At 68.8% G+C, this 15,731-nt stretch carries 15 protein-coding genes; 7 read left to right on the top strand and 8 right to left on the bottom strand.

Annotated features, from left to right (window positions below; genetic code table 11):
- Positions 1–134: 134 nt before the first annotated feature.
- Positions 135–785, bottom strand: a complete 651-nt coding sequence (locus QQY66_RS22030) for a CGNR zinc finger domain-containing protein (RefSeq protein ID WP_301982056.1) — start codon at positions 783–785, stop codon at positions 135–137.
- A 65-nt stretch (positions 786–850) separates the two neighbouring features.
- On the opposite strand from QQY66_RS22030, the gene QQY66_RS22035 reads away from it, so the two are divergent.
- The 3 genes from QQY66_RS22035 (at position 851) to QQY66_RS22045 (ending at position 2,662) form a co-directional block, all read left to right on the top strand.
- Positions 851–1,699 (top strand): alpha/beta fold hydrolase, encoded by an 849-nt coding sequence (locus QQY66_RS22035; protein WP_301982057.1) that lies wholly within the window; start codon positions 851–853, stop codon positions 1,697–1,699.
- Between the two features lie 289 nt (positions 1,700–1,988).
- Positions 1,989–2,150: a hypothetical protein gene (locus QQY66_RS22040; protein WP_301982058.1), complete on the top strand. Its 162-nt coding sequence runs from the start codon at positions 1,989–1,991 to the stop codon at positions 2,148–2,150.
- A 41-nt stretch (positions 2,151–2,191) separates the two neighbouring features.
- On the top strand, positions 2,192–2,662 hold the full coding sequence (locus tag QQY66_RS22045; RefSeq protein WP_301982059.1) for a hypothetical protein: 471 nt from the start codon (positions 2,192–2,194) through the stop codon (positions 2,660–2,662).
- A 669-nt stretch (positions 2,663–3,331) separates the two neighbouring features.
- Here the strand turns inward: QQY66_RS22045 and QQY66_RS22050 are convergent.
- Positions 3,332–4,267 carry a LysR family transcriptional regulator gene (locus QQY66_RS22050; protein ID WP_301982060.1) on the bottom strand — a complete coding sequence of 312 codons (936 nt, stop codon included), beginning with the start codon at positions 4,265–4,267 and terminating at the stop codon, positions 3,332–3,334.
- 173 nt (positions 4,268–4,440) lie between these two features.
- Here QQY66_RS22050 and dnaE point away from each other — a divergent pair, with 173 nt between their 5' ends.
- Positions 4,441–8,037, top strand: a complete 3,597-nt coding sequence (gene dnaE, locus QQY66_RS22055; RefSeq protein WP_301982061.1) for a DNA polymerase III subunit alpha — start codon at positions 4,441–4,443, stop codon at positions 8,035–8,037.
- Positions 8,037–8,396 (top strand): DUF6300 family protein, encoded by a 360-nt coding sequence (locus QQY66_RS22060; protein WP_301987447.1) that lies wholly within the window; start codon positions 8,037–8,039, stop codon positions 8,394–8,396. Before dnaE ends, QQY66_RS22060 begins: the two co-directional genes overlap by 1 nt.
- 192 nt (positions 8,397–8,588) lie before the next feature.
- Here QQY66_RS22060 and QQY66_RS22065 read toward each other — a convergent pair whose 3' ends face one another.
- The 3 genes from QQY66_RS22065 to QQY66_RS22075 all read right to left on the bottom strand — a co-directional run bounded on the left by QQY66_RS22065 (position 8,589) and on the right by QQY66_RS22075 (position 10,476).
- Positions 8,589–9,353 carry a phosphotransferase gene (locus QQY66_RS22065; protein WP_301982062.1) on the bottom strand — a complete coding sequence of 255 codons (765 nt, stop codon included), beginning with the start codon at positions 9,351–9,353 and terminating at the stop codon, positions 8,589–8,591.
- Positions 9,354–9,390: 37 nt separating this feature from the next.
- Complete coding sequence (locus QQY66_RS22070; protein WP_301982063.1) at positions 9,391–9,969, bottom strand: DUF2269 domain-containing protein; 579 nt, start codon at positions 9,967–9,969, stop codon at positions 9,391–9,393.
- A gap of 168 nt (positions 9,970–10,137) precedes the next feature.
- A complete protein-coding gene (locus tag QQY66_RS22075) occupies positions 10,138–10,476 on the bottom strand; it encodes a helix-turn-helix domain-containing protein (protein WP_301982064.1) in 339 nt (112 codons plus the stop codon).
- A gap of 49 nt (positions 10,477–10,525) precedes the next feature.
- Here QQY66_RS22075 and QQY66_RS22080 point away from each other — a divergent pair, with 49 nt between their 5' ends.
- Positions 10,526–11,419, top strand: coding sequence for an NAD(P)-dependent oxidoreductase (locus QQY66_RS22080; protein ID WP_301982065.1), 894 nt, complete (start codon positions 10,526–10,528; stop codon positions 11,417–11,419).
- Here the strand turns inward: QQY66_RS22080 and QQY66_RS22085 are convergent.
- Positions 11,388–11,888 carry an HAD domain-containing protein gene (locus QQY66_RS22085; RefSeq protein WP_301982066.1) on the bottom strand — a complete coding sequence of 167 codons (501 nt, stop codon included), beginning with the start codon at positions 11,886–11,888 and terminating at the stop codon, positions 11,388–11,390. The two genes, QQY66_RS22080 and QQY66_RS22085, sit on opposite strands and share 32 nt — an antisense overlap.
- 228 nt (positions 11,889–12,116) lie before the next feature.
- On the opposite strand from QQY66_RS22085, the gene QQY66_RS22090 reads away from it, so the two are divergent.
- Positions 12,117–12,938, top strand: a complete 822-nt coding sequence (locus tag QQY66_RS22090) for a nitroreductase/quinone reductase family protein (protein ID WP_301982067.1) — start codon at positions 12,117–12,119, stop codon at positions 12,936–12,938.
- A gap of 91 nt (positions 12,939–13,029) precedes the next feature.
- Here the strand turns inward: QQY66_RS22090 and QQY66_RS22095 are convergent, their stop codons facing one another.
- Together QQY66_RS22095 and QQY66_RS22100 are read right to left on the bottom strand one after the other, a co-directional pair.
- Positions 13,030–15,063 carry an AAA family ATPase gene (locus tag QQY66_RS22095; protein WP_301982068.1) on the bottom strand — a complete coding sequence of 678 codons (2,034 nt, stop codon included), beginning with the start codon at positions 15,061–15,063 and terminating at the stop codon, positions 13,030–13,032.
- 51 nt (positions 15,064–15,114) lie between these two features.
- A complete protein-coding gene (locus QQY66_RS22100) occupies positions 15,115–15,729 on the bottom strand; it encodes a TetR family transcriptional regulator (RefSeq protein WP_301982069.1) in 615 nt (204 codons plus the stop codon).
- Positions 15,730–15,731: the final 2 nt, after the last annotated feature.

Here is a 15,731-nt window from a genome sequence, read left to right on the forward strand (position 1 = left end):
CACCGCGGTGTCGGCCGGTCGGTCCTGACAGCGAGCCTGGTGGCTGCGGCGGAGACCGCAGCTTGGCAGGCGTGCGTCCGCATGGGGGCGCACGCCCCTGTCCAGCCGGGTCTGGGGCACCGCCCTGGAGGCGATCAGGTCTCCGTGGTGTGCCCATGTTCTTCGTCCCGAGGGCTCGCCCCACTGACCGTCGAGGACGAGGGCTGCGCTCCCGCGTGCCGACGGGCACGGTGTTTGGCCACGTTGAGGCGGTTGCCGCACAGGTCGGGCATGCAGTAACGGCGCCGTCCCGCCTTGCTGGTGTCGACGAACATCCCGTCGCACGTCGGCGAGGCGCAGTGCCGGATGCGCTGGCTGCCGAGGGCGCGCAGTACGCCGAGCAGGCCGGTGCCGATCAGCGCGGCGAGCTCTTCGGCGAGAGAGACGCCGGGGCCGGTCACGATGTACCACTGCCAGTCGCCGTCCGCGTCCCGTTCCAGGAACGGGCGCACGGCCGCGCGCTCGACCAGCGCGTTCGCGCCGTCGGCGACGTGGTCCTCGCTGGTGGACTCCAACAGGTCCCGCACCTCTTGGCGCAGGGCGAGCACCTGTGCCAGGTCCGCGGCCGTCGGCGGGCCGGCCCGCGCCCAGGCGTCCAGCGGGATGTCGTGCTCGGCGAGGAAGCGGCCGAGCGCGGCCGCGTCCACGAGCACATCGCCCGTACTTCTGCGGACCAGGGCGGAGGTGTTGACCAGCTCGGTCGCGACACCCGCCCCCCATGTGTAAGCGGAAAAATTGACTTTCAAGCCTTACTCCGTGCTAAGGTAACTGGATAAAGATGACTATACCCCTTACCGATAGAGGGTTCGTTATGAACACGCGCCCCCAGTCCGTGCCGTGGAAGCTGTACCAGCGTGTCCCGGTCGCTGCCGGTGAGATCGCCACCGCCGTCTTCGGTGAGGGCCCGCCCGTCGTCCTGGTCCACGGCACGCCCGCCTGCTCCTACCTCTGGCGCAACGTCGTGCCCACGCTGGCGCGCCACCACACCGTCCACGTATGGGACTTGCTCGGGTTCGGGGAGTCACGCATCGCGCCGGGCGCCGTCCCCTCCATCGCCCAGCAGGCCCACACGCTCGCGGAACTCGTCGCGCACTGGGGCCTGACGGAGCCCAGCCTGGTCGGGCATGACATCGGCGGCGGGATCGTCTTGCGGGCCCACCTCATCGAGCAGGTCCCGACCGCCGGCATCGCCCTGCTGGACGCCGCCGTGATCGGCCCGTGGAACACGCCCTTCACCGAACACCAGCAGCGATACGCCGAGGCGTACCGCAGGATGCCGCCGGACGTCTTCGCCGACATCATCACCGCACGCCTGCGCACCGCCACCTACCGCCCGATGACCGACGCCGACACCGCGGCCTACCTCGCCCCCTGGACCGGGGCCGAGGGGCAGATGCGGTGGATCGACCAGGTCTGCGCCGTCAGCTTCAAGGACACCCAGGACGTCGTCGCCCGCCTGGACCGCATCATCGCGCCCACCCTCGTGCTGTGGGGCCAGGAGGACCAGTGGCTCCGGCTCGCCGTCGGCGACCGGCTCGCTGCGGCCATCCCCGGTGCCCAGCGCGCGACGATCCCCGGGGCCGGCCACTTCCTCACCGAGGACCAGCCCCAGGACGCCGCCGACGCCCTCGTGGACTTCTTCGGCAGACACCGGCCCTGAGACAGCCGTTCCCGCCCCTCCTCCCGAGCCCTTCCGCGCACTCACCAGGAGGCCGCCCCATGCCAGCCCTCACCCCGTCCTCACCCGCGTCCCCCTCTCCGACTGCCTTACCAGCACCGAAAGCCGCTCCACAGGCCAACGGCACCGGGGCGCCCGCGGTGTCCGCCGGCCGGAAACCGGCCATCGCGCTCGTCGCCGCCCTTCTCGGCTTCCTCGTCGCGACTGAGCACACGGTCCTCCGTGGCGCACGGCGAGGTCCGATTCCCTGCGATCAGAAAGGACCACGTTCATGAAGGCACTGTTCCGCTGGATGCTGCGCATCGCCCAAGACCTGGCCTACGGGATCGACGCCGGTCACGCGATCCGGCTCGGCCTCGAGCCGCGCCCGCGTCGCTTCTCGGCACGACGTCGCATCCGGCACGAGCCGCTCCTGTCCCGTCGCGAGGCATGACACGGCAGGCGCGCCCATTCCGCCCCTGATCGGAGAACACCGTGAACACTGAAGCCTTCCTCGCCTATCTCGACGGAAGACAGATGCGCTGGCGGATGACGCTTGACGACTGCATCGACGGCGCGGGCGAGGACCCGCGCGCCCGGCTCCTCGCGGTCTTCGAGGCCGTGAAGGAGTGGGCCGCCTCATCCTCCGGCTTCCGCAGCTGCGCGTTCGTCAACGCCCAGGTCGAACTGGCCGAGCCGGAGCACCACCCGATCCGCGCCGTCGTCGCGGCGCACAAGCGGGCGCTGCGCGACCGTGTACGGCAGCTGGCCGAGGCGACGGGTGCCCCTGACCCCGGCCTCCTCGTCGACCAGCTCATGCTCCTGTACGAGGGAGCTATCGCTCAGCACACCGCCGGCACGGTCGCGAACGCCGCGGACAAGGCCCACGCCACGGCCCGCCAGCTCATCGCCGCCGCAACCCCTCAGCCTCTGGACGCCTTCTGGGCCGGGACGCAGCGGCCCTGACCCAGTCGGCATGGCCCGCATAGAAACAGAATGCGGCGTGCCCGGGATGTTCCCGGGCACGCCGCCGAGGCCGCGACTGATTCAGCCGACGAGAGTGCGTCAGTCCGCGCCGGGCGGGCGAAGCGTGCCCCGTCAGTTACGAAGCAACCACGAGGACCAGGCCAGACCCCCGCTCGGTGACGGCTATCGCTGCGAGTCACAGCCTGCTGCGACTCGTCACGCCAAGTGTCGTATCGGCGAGCCATCTGTCGTGTGGGCTTGGCGCGGGTGTCGGCACCGTTGAGAATTCCAAGCGCGGGCAGACCGTGCAGGCATACCGCGACGGGCAGGAGGACCAGCTCGACGCGCTGGGCCTGATCCCTGAAGGCCGTGGCGCTGTGGACCACCCGGTATCCGGACGCCGCGTCAACGAGCTGCGGGCGCTGCCCGTGAGCGAGCGTGAGCACCGCACCTTGGACGAGGACGTCGCCCGGGTGTCCCAGCTCAAGCATGCCAACCTCAACGTCCTGGGCCGCCTCTACCCCGGCTGGTGGCACCTTGCAACCCTGCGTGAGCCAGAGGTGGATGGCTTGGGCGAGGATGACGGGGGATCAGGGAATGAAGCGTCCGCTTTCCCCTCACCAGCCGGCTCATGGCGTTCCGGGATATTCGGCGGTTCTAGAACTCTCTTCAAGGGCACTGAGCCCACTTCGGTGTCCAGATCCCGCTGTCGGGGCGGCCGGGGTATGCAGAGGTGAGGTGGCTGCGCAGTGCGGTGAGGGCGGGGTGCGGGTTGTCGGTGCGCCAGATCAGTGAGTGCGGGTAGACCGGGGTCGGGTCGTGCAGGGGGATGCGCCGCAGGTCGTGGCCGGCGGGCCAGACCAGCGGAGTCTGCTCGCTGACGAAGGTCGCCAGCGTCGAGGAGTCCGCGATCGTGTCGAGGAGGTGCTCGACGCCGAAGTTGGGGCCGATCGAGTCGATGGTGAGCCCGAACACGGCGGCGAGTTCGTCGTAGTAGGCGGTCCACTCGGTGCCGGGGAGGTTTCCGGGCATCCAGATCCGGCGCCCGGCGAGCTGGGCGGGAGCGATCGCGCGGGCGGCGGCGAACTCGTGAGCCGGTCCGGTGAACAGGTGCAGCGGTTCGTCGAAGACCGGGGTGGCCTCGATACCGTCGGGGAGCTGCCGGCCCGGCATGCTCACGGCGCGGAAGGTCGCGTCGATCGTCCCGGACCGGACGGCGGCGATGGCCGTGTCGGAGTCGAACAGAGTTACGACATCGAGTTCGGTCTCGGGATACGCGCGGTGGAAGTCGCGCAGCAGACCTGCCACTGAGACCCGGCGGCTGATCACGTCGACGCGCAACGCCCGGCGCCCTGGCCGCACGGAAGCGGCGGCCCGTTCCTCAGCTTGGAGGAGTGCCCTGGCGTAAGGCAGGAACGCCTGCCCGTCGATGGTGAGCCGGGCCCCGCGGGCCGTACGGCTGAACAACTGCACACCGAGGTCCTTCTCCAGCACGGCGATGCGCTTGGAGACGGCCTGAGGGGTGATCGACAAGTTGGTGGCGGCTTCCTGGAACTGTCCCGCGTCTACGGCGGTGACGAAGGTGCGCACGGAGGTGAGGTCCACGCCGACCATCCTAGGCAGACAACCAATCGTTGAGTCTGATCGGCGAAATGGTTGTTTGATTCCAGTACGCCAAGCTCGTTTTGATGTCTCTGGTCAACATGCAGTTTGGCAAGCAGTGCCGAAGGAGGCGTGCTGCCCGGCGGCCACCTACTCACCCCGGAGGCGACCCACACATGCCGGATTCCTTCGTCCACCTGCACAACCACACCGAATACTCGATGCTGGACGGCGCGCAGAAGCTGAAGCCGATGTTCGGCGAGGTGGCCCGGCAAGGCATGCCGGCGATCGCCATGAGCGATCACGGCAACATGTTCGGTGCCTACGAGTTCGCGCAGGTCGCGAAGGGCTTCGAGGGGATCAAGCCGATCATCGGCATCGAGGCGTATGTGGCGCCTTCCTCTCGGTCCGTCCGGAAGCGGGAGTTCTGGGGGCCAGGAGGCCGCCGTGCTGTGAGCCAGGACGGTGAGGGGTCGAAGGACGTCTCCGGTGGTGGCCGCTTCACCCACATGACCATGTGGGCGCGGAACGCCCAGGGGCTGCGGAACCTGTTCTGGCTCAGCACACAGGCCAGCTACGAGGGCCAGTTCCCCGCCGGTAAACCGCGCATGGACCGGGAGCTGATCGCTGCACGGCCGGACGGCATCATCGCCACCACCGGCTGTCCGTCCGGCGAAATCCAGACCCGCCTGCGGCTGAACCAGTACGACGAGGCGAAGGCAGCTGCCGCGGCCTACCAGGAGATCTTCGGCCGCGACAACTATTTCCTGGAGCTGATGGATCACGGCCTGGACATCGAGCGTGAGGTCCGTGAGGGCCTGCTGAGCCTGGCCAAGGAACTGAGCATTCCCCTCCTGGCCACCAATGACGCGCACTACATCACCGAGGACCAGGCCGACGCCCACGACAGTCTGCTGTGCATCGGTGTCGGCAAGAACAAGGACGACCCGAACCGCTTCCGTTTCAACGGCTCCGGTTACTACCTCAAGAGCGCCGCTGAGATGCGCAGCCTGTTCTCGGAGCTTCCACAAGCCTGCGACAACACCCTGCTGATCGCCGAGCGCATCGAGTCCTACGACGAGGTCTTCGACTACGTCGACGAGATGCCGCAGTTCCCGGACGTGCCGGAAGGCGAGACCCAGGAGTCGTGGCTGCGCAAGGAAGCCCTCAAGGGTCTGGCGATGCGCTACGGGGACCCGATCCCCCAGCACGTCCTGGACCGCTTCGAGACCGAGATGTCGGTCATCGGCCCCATGGGATTCAGTTCCTACTTCCTCGTCGTGGCGGACATCTGCCGCCATGCCCGGGACAACAAGATCTCCCTCGGTCCGGGCCGGGGTTCGTGCACCGGCTCGCTCGTTGCCTACGCCACCCGCATCACCGAGCTGTGCCCCCTGGAGCACGGCCTTCTCTTCGAGCGGTTCCTGAACCCCGAACGCATCAACCCGCCGGACGTGGACCTCGACTTCGACGACCGACAGCGCGACCGGATGGTCCAATACGTCACCGAGAAATACGGCGGGGAGTACACCGCCATGGTGAACACGTTCGGCAAGATCAAGGCCAAGAACGCGATCAAGGACTCCTCACGCATCCTCGGCTACCCCTACGCCCACGGCGAGCGGATCACCAAAGCGCTCCCGCCGGACCAGAACGGCAAGCCCGCCCCGCTGGCTGTCATCTTCGACCCCTCCCACGAGCGGTATGGCGAGGCCGGCGAGATCCGGCAGATGTATGACAACGAGCAGGATGTGAAGCGGGTCATCGACACCGCCCGCGGGGTGGAGGGCCTCACTCGCGGCACCGGCGTGCACGCCGCGGCGGTGATCCTTTCCAAGACGAAGCTCACCGACCGCATCCCGCTGCACATGCGTGCCGCAGACGGCGTGAAGATCACCGGCTTCGACTACCCGTCCTGCGAAGCCATGGGCCTGATCAAGATGGACTTCCTCGGGCTGCGGAACCTGGGGGTCATCGACCAGGCCATCGAGAACATCCGCGAGAACCGGGGCGTCAGCCTGGCCACCGTAGATCCCCTGGACGGCGCCCCGTCCACCGTTGTGATCCCTCTGGACGACGCCAAGACGTACCGGCTCCTGGCCGAGGGCAACACATTCGGTGTCTTCCAACTCGACGGTGGCGGCATGCGTGTCCTGCTCAAGCAGATGGAACCTACCCGGTTCGAGGACATCGCCGCGGTCAATGCCCTATACCGGCCCGGCCCCATGGCGGCCAACGCGCACACCAACTACGCGCACCGCAAGACCGGCCGCCAGGAGATCACCCCGATCCATCCCGAGCTGCGCGACGCTCTGGAGCCGATCCTCGGCAACACCTTCCATCTGCTCGTCTACCAGGAGCAGATCATGGGCATCGCCCGGGAACTGGCCGGCTACACCCTCGGCGGCGCCGACCTGCTGCGTCGTGCGATGGGCAAGAAGAAGCCGGAGGTGCTGGCCGCGGAGTGGGACAAGTTCCACGACGGCATGCGCGGCAACGGATACAGCGAGGAGGCGATCAAGGCCCTCTGGGACGTCATGCTTCCGTTCTCCGGCTACGCATTCAACAAGTCCCACACCGCAGGTTACGGCCTGGTCTCCTACTGGACCGCCTACCTCAAGGCCAACTATCCGGCCGAGTACATGGCCGCTCTGCTCACCTCGGTCGGCGACGACAAGGACAAGGCCGGGATCTACCTCGCCGACGCCCGCAAGAACGGCGTCCGCGTCCTCCAGCCCGACGTGAACGAGTCCGTCGCCGAGTTCACTGCCGTCGGCGACGACGTACGGTTCGGGCTGAAGTCCGTACGCAACGTCGGCGACAACGTCATCGAGGCCATCGTCGACGGGCGCCGCCGGAAGGGGAAATTCACTTCCTTCTCCGACTTCCTCGACAAGGCGGACCTGCCCGCACTGAACAAGAGGGCCGTGGAGTCCCTGATCAAGGCCGGTACCTTCGACTCCCTGAAGCATTCACGTAAGGGCCTCACGGCTATCCACGAGGACGCCATCGACGCGATCATCCCCGTGAAGAAGGCGGCAAGCTTCGGACAAGACGATCTCTTCGCAGATCTGAGCGGCGAAGGAAGCGGCGAACCTGCCTTCGGCCTCGATTTCCCCGTCGACGACACGGAGTGGCCCCGCAGGCAACTCCTGGCCACCGAACGCGAAATGCTGGGCCTCTACGTCTCCGCCCACCCGCTGGACGGCGCCGAGCACATCCTCTCCCGGGCACGGGACTGTTCCATCGCCGAACTGCTCGCATCCGGCCGCACCAACAGGGATGTCCAGCTCTCCGGACTGATCACCGGCATTCAGCTCAAGGTGACGAAACAGGGCAATGCCTGGGCCATCGTGAACCTCGCAGACCGTGACGCCGGCATCGAGGTCCTCTTCTTCCCCGCCGCCTACCAGCTCGTGCAGCACGCACTGGCCGAAGACAACGTCATCTCCGTCAAGGGCAAGACCGAAGACCGGGACGGAACCGTGAACATCTTCGGCAGAGAACTCACGGTGCTGGACGTCTCCCCCGCCGAGCACGGCGGGAAGCCCCCCGTGCGGCTTGCCCTCCCCGCCCACCAGGTCACTGAACAGACCGTCAGAGAACTCAAGCGCATCCTTGCGGACCACCCGGGCGACAATCCAGTCCACCTCAGTGTCCGCAGCGCACGCAAGACGACCGTCTACGCCCTACAAGCCGAGGTGGACGCCACCACCGTCGCCTCCGACGTGAAGGGCACATTCGGAGCTGACGCGTGGGCGGGCCTGACATGATGCCGAGGACCGGCGAGACTGCCCCTGTCGAACTGCGGACCTCCGGGACGGCCCCTCCTTGCCCACGCTGCGATACTCCGGTGGTGCTGGTGGCTCGCTACCCACACGCCTGGCGCAACCGGGCCGGACAACGGATCGACGGCCTCAAGGAATCGGTACTCTGCCGATCCTGCGACGCCAATGACCCTGCGGCGGGAGAACTGCTGGCGCTGTTCGCCGCAGACGGCCAACTGAGTGCAGTGCGTCGTGAAGCGTTCGACAAGCTCGTTCATGAGTGGCTGAACGTCATACGCGACCGTACTCCGAACCGCACGGATCTAAGTTCAGAGGAGGCTCGGTGGAGGGCCGGCGAACTGTAGGTCGTCGTACGAAAGCAACTCTCACAAAGGGCTTGACGCCAACGGCTGTTCCACTGTTGCCCGGGGCCGGAATCACAACTGGCCATTGACAGCAGGCGAGTTCGGCTATTGCGACGTTTCGAGATGGATGCCCCCTGGTCGCGATGGTCGACACCAGGTGTGGCAGGCGGTCCGGCATATTGGGTTGCGGAGTCAGACGGAGAGGTCGGCCAGTTCAATGATGGCGCGATCGAGATCGGCGGCGACACCTTGCCGTAGCAACTTGTCGAACAGTGGGTCTCCCCCGGCGGCGAGACGTCGGATGCCCTCGGCATGGGCTTGGGCACGTGCCTGGACCACTTCAATGAACGATGTCCGGCTTCCGGACCAGCCGTAGACGTCAAGGAATCGGTGGAGTCGCCGTGGCCGGGCCGTGAAGTCGGTGAATCCCTCGGCGGCGACAACATGCCGCGCGTGAAGGGGCACCCAGCTGAAAGCGGTGAAGGCGAGGTCCCACTCCCGGCTGACGGGGGCGGCGAAATCCCAGTCGAAGAACCCGACCAGCTCGCCGTCACGCCAAGCCGCGTTGTAGGGGGCGGCGTCGTTGTGTCCGATGATCAGGCCTGGAGCCCACTGGCCACCTTCACGCCAGACAGTTCCCTGCGGTGGGACGAAGTCGGCGACCGCCTCGTGGTAGGCGCGCAACCAGCGGGCCACCTGATCCAGAGTGTCCTCCGCATGAGTCCAGGTCGGCCACGGTTTGGCGCTGCCGACAGTCTCACCCTCCAGGAACGTGAGGATTTCGCGCCCCTCATCATCGATCCCGAGGGGACGCGGTGCACCATCGAATCCCTTGACCGCCAGATGGGCGAGAAGCGCATGAACCGCCGGCGTCCAGGGACCAACGGGCCGACGGACCGTATCGCTCACTCGGATCGCACCGCCGGTGTTGCCACCATCAAGCGTCTCCTCGGTCATTGAAGGATTCTGACACCACCCGCCACCTCCGCCCGTGTCAGCCAAGCCGCTCATGCCAACCAGCCCGAAGACTCGCAGCAGGTGGCCGCTCGGCGCTCACGGGCCGGCGGACGGCTGCCCGCGCGTTCCGGCCGCGCCGGGTCAGACCCCACGGCTTCAGGATCGAGATCACGGTCATGAAGACATAGGCGGACAGGGAGACGATCGGCCCCATCACGATGTCGGTGGTGTCGGGCACGGACCCGGTCTCGGCGACGGCGGTGACCGTGGCGCCCAGACCGGGGCGCAGGGCGAAGGCGGTGGCGGTGATCGTGGCCAGGGTGAGCCAGAACTTGAGGTAGACCCAGCGGTGCCGTGCGAGCCCCCATGGGGTGCCGAGCGACAGCAGCAGGCCGGTGAGGAGCGTGAGGAACGCGACGGGAAGCAGCAGCCAGTCGGCGAACAGCTTCATGGCCCGCACGGATGCCTCGGCGGTCACCGCGGATCCGGTGGTGATCGCGGTGACCGCCAGCGCGAGCAGCCCGAGCGTGAGCCCGAGCCAGCTCGCCGAGGCGACGACATGGACGACAACGGAAGCCCGGCGTGCGGGACGGCTCAGTTTCAGGCTCGGATTCATGTGCATTACGGTGCCGGGAAGGGACGGCGAGGTCGTCTGACAGCGGGAGTAACCGCGCGTACTAGCGTCGGCGTACCGGAGAGGTCCCTCCCGCCCCATCCCGGAGTACCCACAAAAAAGTGGGTACTTGGCAGCGCGCGGCCGTCGGGCGAGGCTGAAGTCGCGAGGTCAGGAGGCGCTGAGCCGGTCCAGGCGGCGGTGGCCCCAGTCGGAGAGGGGAGCGAGGAGTTCGGAGAGTTCACGGCCGAAGTCGGTCAGGGAGTAGACCGTCTTCAGCGGTAGTACGTCGTGCACCTCCCGGTGCACCAGACCGTCCGCCTCCATCTCGCGCAGCGCCTGGGTCAGCACCTTCTCGGTGAGCCCGGGCAGCCGGCGGCGCAGTTCGCCGGGCCGCTGCGGGCCGGATTCCAGCAGCCACAGCAGGGCCGGCTTCCACTTGCCGTCGATCACCGCGATCGCGGCGGTCGCTCCGCACACGTTCGTGTCCTGAGCACGACTGCGCGTCACCCTCGCCCCCTTTGTCATCAATTGCTGCACATTTTACGGGAGTTGAAGCATGTCTTCGTACGACGACCAGTCCGCCGTCACCGTCCTCGGCCTGGGTCCGATGGGCCGGGCCCTGGCCGGTGCCTTCGTCGACGCCGGTCTGCGGACCACCGTATGGAATCGCACCCCGGGCAGGGAACAGGAGCTGGTCGAGCGCGGAGCGTCGGCGGCCGGGTCGGCCGAGGAGGCGGTGGCCGCGAGCCCGCTCACCGTGGTCTGCGTGGTGAACTACGACGCCTCCGACGCGATCCTCCGCGAGGACGCCGTCACCGCCGCCCTCAAGGGCCGTACGGTCGTCAATCTCAGCGCCGACACCCCGGACCGCGCCCGGGACACCGCGGAGTGGGCCACCGCGCACGGCGTCCGCTACCTGGACGGCGCGATCATGACGCCGGCCCCGACCATCGGCACGCCCGACGCGGTGTTCCTGCTCAGCGGCCCCGAGGAGGTCTACGGCGAGCACCGCCCCGTCCTCGACACCCTCGGCGGCACCCACACCCACCTCGGCGAGGACATCGCACGCGCCGCCGCCTACGACATCGCCCTGCTCGACATCTTCTGGACGGCGATGGCGGGCTATGCGCACGCGCTCGCGGTGGCCCGCGCCGAGGGCGTCACCGGTCGCGAGCTGGCGCCCTTCGCGCAGGGCATCGGCGCGATCCTGCCGCCGCTGTTCGAGGAGTTCGCGGGTGACGCGGACGACGGCACCTACTCAGGCGAACTCAACCCGATCACCTCGGCCGCCTCCTCCATGGCCCATATCGTCCACGCCTCCGAGGCCCACGGCATCGAAGCGAGCGTGATGCGCGTCGTGGAGGGCCAGGCCCGCCGGGCGATCGGGCTCGGGCACGGCACGGACGGGTTCATCCGGGTCACCGAGCTTCTGGGCCGCACCGCCCACTGACCCACCGCTGAAGCACCCGGAAGTCCGCGTCGGTCAGCCCGTACCGGTGATCCACGCGATGCAGCAGCGCCCGTACGGGGTGATGGGCGGCCACCCACTCCCGGTCCACGTCGGTGATCTCGTCGTCGACCCAGACGAAGGGCCGCCCGTCCGCCCACGCGACCAGCGGCCGGGTCTTCCAGTGCAGGCCGCGTGGCTTGCCCTCGTCGCCGCCCGGCCAGTCGACCAGCGGCAGCGGGGGCAGGCCGAGCCAGGGCGCCAGGCACTCGTTCGCGTCGTCCATCCAGGTCGTGGCCCACACCAACTCGCAGTCCAGCGCGGTGAGCCGGGCCCCGAGCCCGGGATCGACGCGGGGCAGCAGCGGATGGTCAACGCCCTCCGGCAGCGCGAACCGCGCCTCGTACTCCGGGTAGGGCCAGGTCGCCCCGAACGGGATCAGCGTCCCGTCCACATCGAGAAAGAGGAGCATCGTTCAACAGGATCGGACAAATGCGCTTGCCGCGCATCCTCTCCCCCGGTCAACGTCCCGTCCATGACTGCCGGGTCGGCCTTGTGCCGTGAGCGAGTTGGGTGCCCGGCCTCCGAGTGAGGCCGGCGCGGGCGAGAGGCCCGCCGCTTCTTTTTCTTCGCCGTATCTCCCCGCCCATGCGTCCGCATGGGACATCAGCGATCGAGAGAGAAGTGAGAACACAGACGCATGCCCAACGACTTCAACCAGCAGATCATCGATGAGTTCCGCGCCCACCACGGCGCGGTCGGCGGCTACTTCGAAGGCGCCCGGCTCCTGCTGCTGACCACCACCGGTGCCCGCACCGGCACCCCCCTCGGCTTCCTCCCCGACGGCGCCGAACGCGTCCTGGTCATCGCCTCGGCCGGCGGCTCCCCCCGGCACCCCGCCTGGTACCACAACCTCCGTGCCAACCCCCAAGTCACCGTCGAGAGCGGTGCGTTCACGTATCCCGCGCGGGCCGTCGTCCTGGAGGGCGAGGAGCGGGACCGGGCCTTCGCGCGGGCCGTGGAGGCAGAGCCGGGCTGGGCGGAGTACCAGGAGAAGGCGGGCCGCGTGATACCCGTGGTCGCGCTGTACGAGATCGAGCAGGACGGCCCGCCGAACATCCGGGCAGGCTCCCTCGGCGAGGCGATCAAGGTCATCCACGACGGCTTCCGCCGTGAACTCGCCCTGATCCGCAAGGAGATGGCCGACGGCACCACCCTCGGCGCCCAGCTCCGCGTCAACTGCCTCACCTTCTGCCACGGCCTGCACTACCACCACACCGGCGAGGACATGGGCATGTTCCCGGTCCTCGCCGACCGGCACCCAGAGGCCGCCCCCGTCCTGGCCCGGCTGCGCGAGGAGCATGAGCGGATCGCCGAGCTGGTGGAGGAGTTGCGCGCCGCTGTGTCCGCCGAGTCGGACGCAGCGTCCGCCCACGCCGAGATCGAGCGCCTGGCGACCGAGCTGGAGGAGCATCTGACGTACGAGGAAGAGCAGTTGATCCCGCTGCTGGAAGGCGTCTGAAACCTGGCGGGCGGCCGTCACTCGTCTGCGGGACCGTCGTGGCTGGTCGCGCAGTTCCCCGCGCCCCTTACGGGGCGCGCTGCCGACCCTCCTAGAACGGCAACGGCCGCCCGTGCACCACCTCCAGCCGCGACACCGCCCGTGTCAGGACGACGTACAGCCGGTGCAGCCCCCGCTCCTCCGCCTCCGCGATCGTCGCGGGCTCGACGGCGACGACATGGTCGTACTCCAGCCCCTTGACGAGGCTCGCGGGCACGACGGACACCCGGGCACCCAGCTCCTCCGGCCCGCCCACCGCGATCCCGGCCGCCCCGAGCGCCGACCGCACCCGGTCCACGTCCGCATCGGCGGCGACGACTCCGATGGACCCTTCGCGGTCGAGCGCGGCGCGCACGGCCTCGACGACTGCCCCCGGCAGATCGCCGGACGCCGCCTCCCGAAAGCTCAACTCCCCGTCCCCACGCAGCGACCGGGCGGCCGGCACTTCCACGTCCAGCCGCGCCAGCAGCCGGTTCGCCAGGCCTACGACGGCCTGCGGCATCCGGAACCCGGTGGTGAGCGGCACCACGGCGGCGTCCGGTTTCCCGAGGTGGGCGAGGAGCGCGGGCCAGGATCGCGCGGCCCACGGCGTGGTCCCCTGCGCGAGATCCCCGAGCACGGTCAGCGACCCGAAGGACGCCCGGCGGGCGATGGCCCGGCACTCCATCGGGGAGAGGTCCTGCGCCTCGTCGACGACGAGATGGCCGTACCCCTGGGGATGCTCCATGAGCCCGGCGACCTCGTCGAGCAGGACGAGATCGGCGGCCGACCAGCGTGCGCTTTTCCACGAGCGCGGCGGTCGCGCCCACAGCAGCGCCTTCTGCTCGTCGGCGTCGAACACCCCGTCGGCGGCTCCGGCCAACACATCGGCATCGCTGAGGAGTTCGGCGACGACCTCCTCGGGCCGCACCCGCGGCCATACGGCGTCCAGGTGCTCGCCGATCGCCCGTGCCCGCTCGATCTTCCGCACCCAGGCACCCGGCACCGCCCCCGCACGCCGCTCCGCCTGCGCCCGGATGCGCTCCACGATCCGCGTCCGCACCCGCTCCCGCCCGATGACGTACGGCGGCTGCTCGGCCCGCACGTCCGCGACGATCCGCCCGAGCTCACCACCGGACACCCGCCACCGGTACGAACCGTCCGGAACGGCAAGGGAGTCGGCGCTCTCGACCGACACGCGCGCGTACAGCGCCCGCCGCAGGACGTCGGCCATCCGGACGTCGTGCTTGAGGAGGGCGGCCGGCGGGTCGTCGCTGCCGCTCACCGGCTGCCGGGCGATCTCCTCGATGAGCGTGGACTGGCGTACGCCGGTCTCGCCGAGGGCCGGCAGCACTTCGGAGATGTAGGAGAGGAAGGTGCGGTTGGGCCCGAGGATGAGCAGTCCGCCGCGGCGGATGCGCTGCGGGTGGGTGTAGAGGAGATAGGCGGCGCGATGGAGGCCCACAGCGGTCTTGCCGGTGCCGGGAGCGCCCTGCACGCACACCGACTCGGCGAGATCACCTCGTACGAGATCGTCCTGCTCGGGCTGGATGGTCGCCGCGATGTCCCGCATGGGTCCGACGCGGGGGCGCTCGATCTCGCGGGTGACGATGCCGCTGACGCGGTCCTCGCCGCGCCCCAGGTGCTCGTCCTCCATCCCGGTCAGGTCGGCGGAGTCACCGCGGCTGCCGGGTGCCCATCCGAACCGCCGCCGGACCACCACGTCCTGTGGATCACGGGCGCCGGCCTGGTAGAAGGCCCGGGAGACGGGCGCGCGCCAGTCGACGACGAGGGGCGGGACGGCGGGGTGCTCGGTGATCCGCAACCGCCCGATGTGATAGTGCTGCCCGCCGTGCTCACTGTCGGTCCGGAAATCCAGCCGACCGAAGAACAGGGGCCCTTCAGGCAGTTCACGCATCGCCTTGGCCCGGCTGCGCAGCCGGTGTCCGAGCACTTCGGCGTCGGCACCGGAGGCGGAGACGTCCTCGCCGGTGACGACATGTTCCTGGGCGCCGTCGACCATGGCGGCGAGGGCGGTGCGGCAGCGGTCGTGGTGGGCGCGTTCGCGGTGGAGGGAGTCCTGGAGGGCGGGGTCGGGTGACGTCATTCCAGGAAGCGTACCGGAATAACGCAACCGAGTAACATTTCTTACCGAGTATCAACTTCGGGCGAGATACGGAAAAGCGCCTTCCAACTGCGCAAACGCCCGCTCGGCCGCCGCGATGGCATCCCGCCGCACCTCCCCCACCGACTCCCCTCCCCTGATCCGCCGCCAGTTCTCCTGCGCGAGGATCCGCCGCACGGCCACGATCTGCCCCGCGGCCAGCCGAGCGTCCAGATCCCCACCGAGCGCCTCGGCCAGCGCGGCCTCCGACCGCTCCAGGTGGCCGTACATCCCCGCGACCAGGGCCGGCGTCCCGTACAGCAGCGCATGAAACGCCACCACCTGGGGATGGTCATTCATCCCGGTGATGGGATCACCCCGCTCCAGCCCGTCCAGAAAGTGCCGCCGCAACGCGACAAGAGGTGCCTGGTCGCCCTGACCGACAACCCGCGCGGCCTCGTCCTCGTGATCGGCGATCCGGTACAGGACGAGGTCCTCCTTCGCCGGGAAGTACCGGAACAGCGTCGGCTTGGAAATCTCGGCCGCGGCGGCGATCTCCGCGACGGAGACGGCGTCGAAGCCCTTCTCCAGGAACAGCCGGATGGCGATGTCCGACACGGACTGATACATCCGCCGCTTCTTGCGCTCACGCAGGCCGGACTGAGACATGG

The sequence above is a fragment of the Streptomyces sp. DG2A-72 genome, from assembly GCF_030499575.1.
GTDB lineage: Bacteria > Actinomycetota > Actinomycetes > Streptomycetales > Streptomycetaceae > Streptomyces.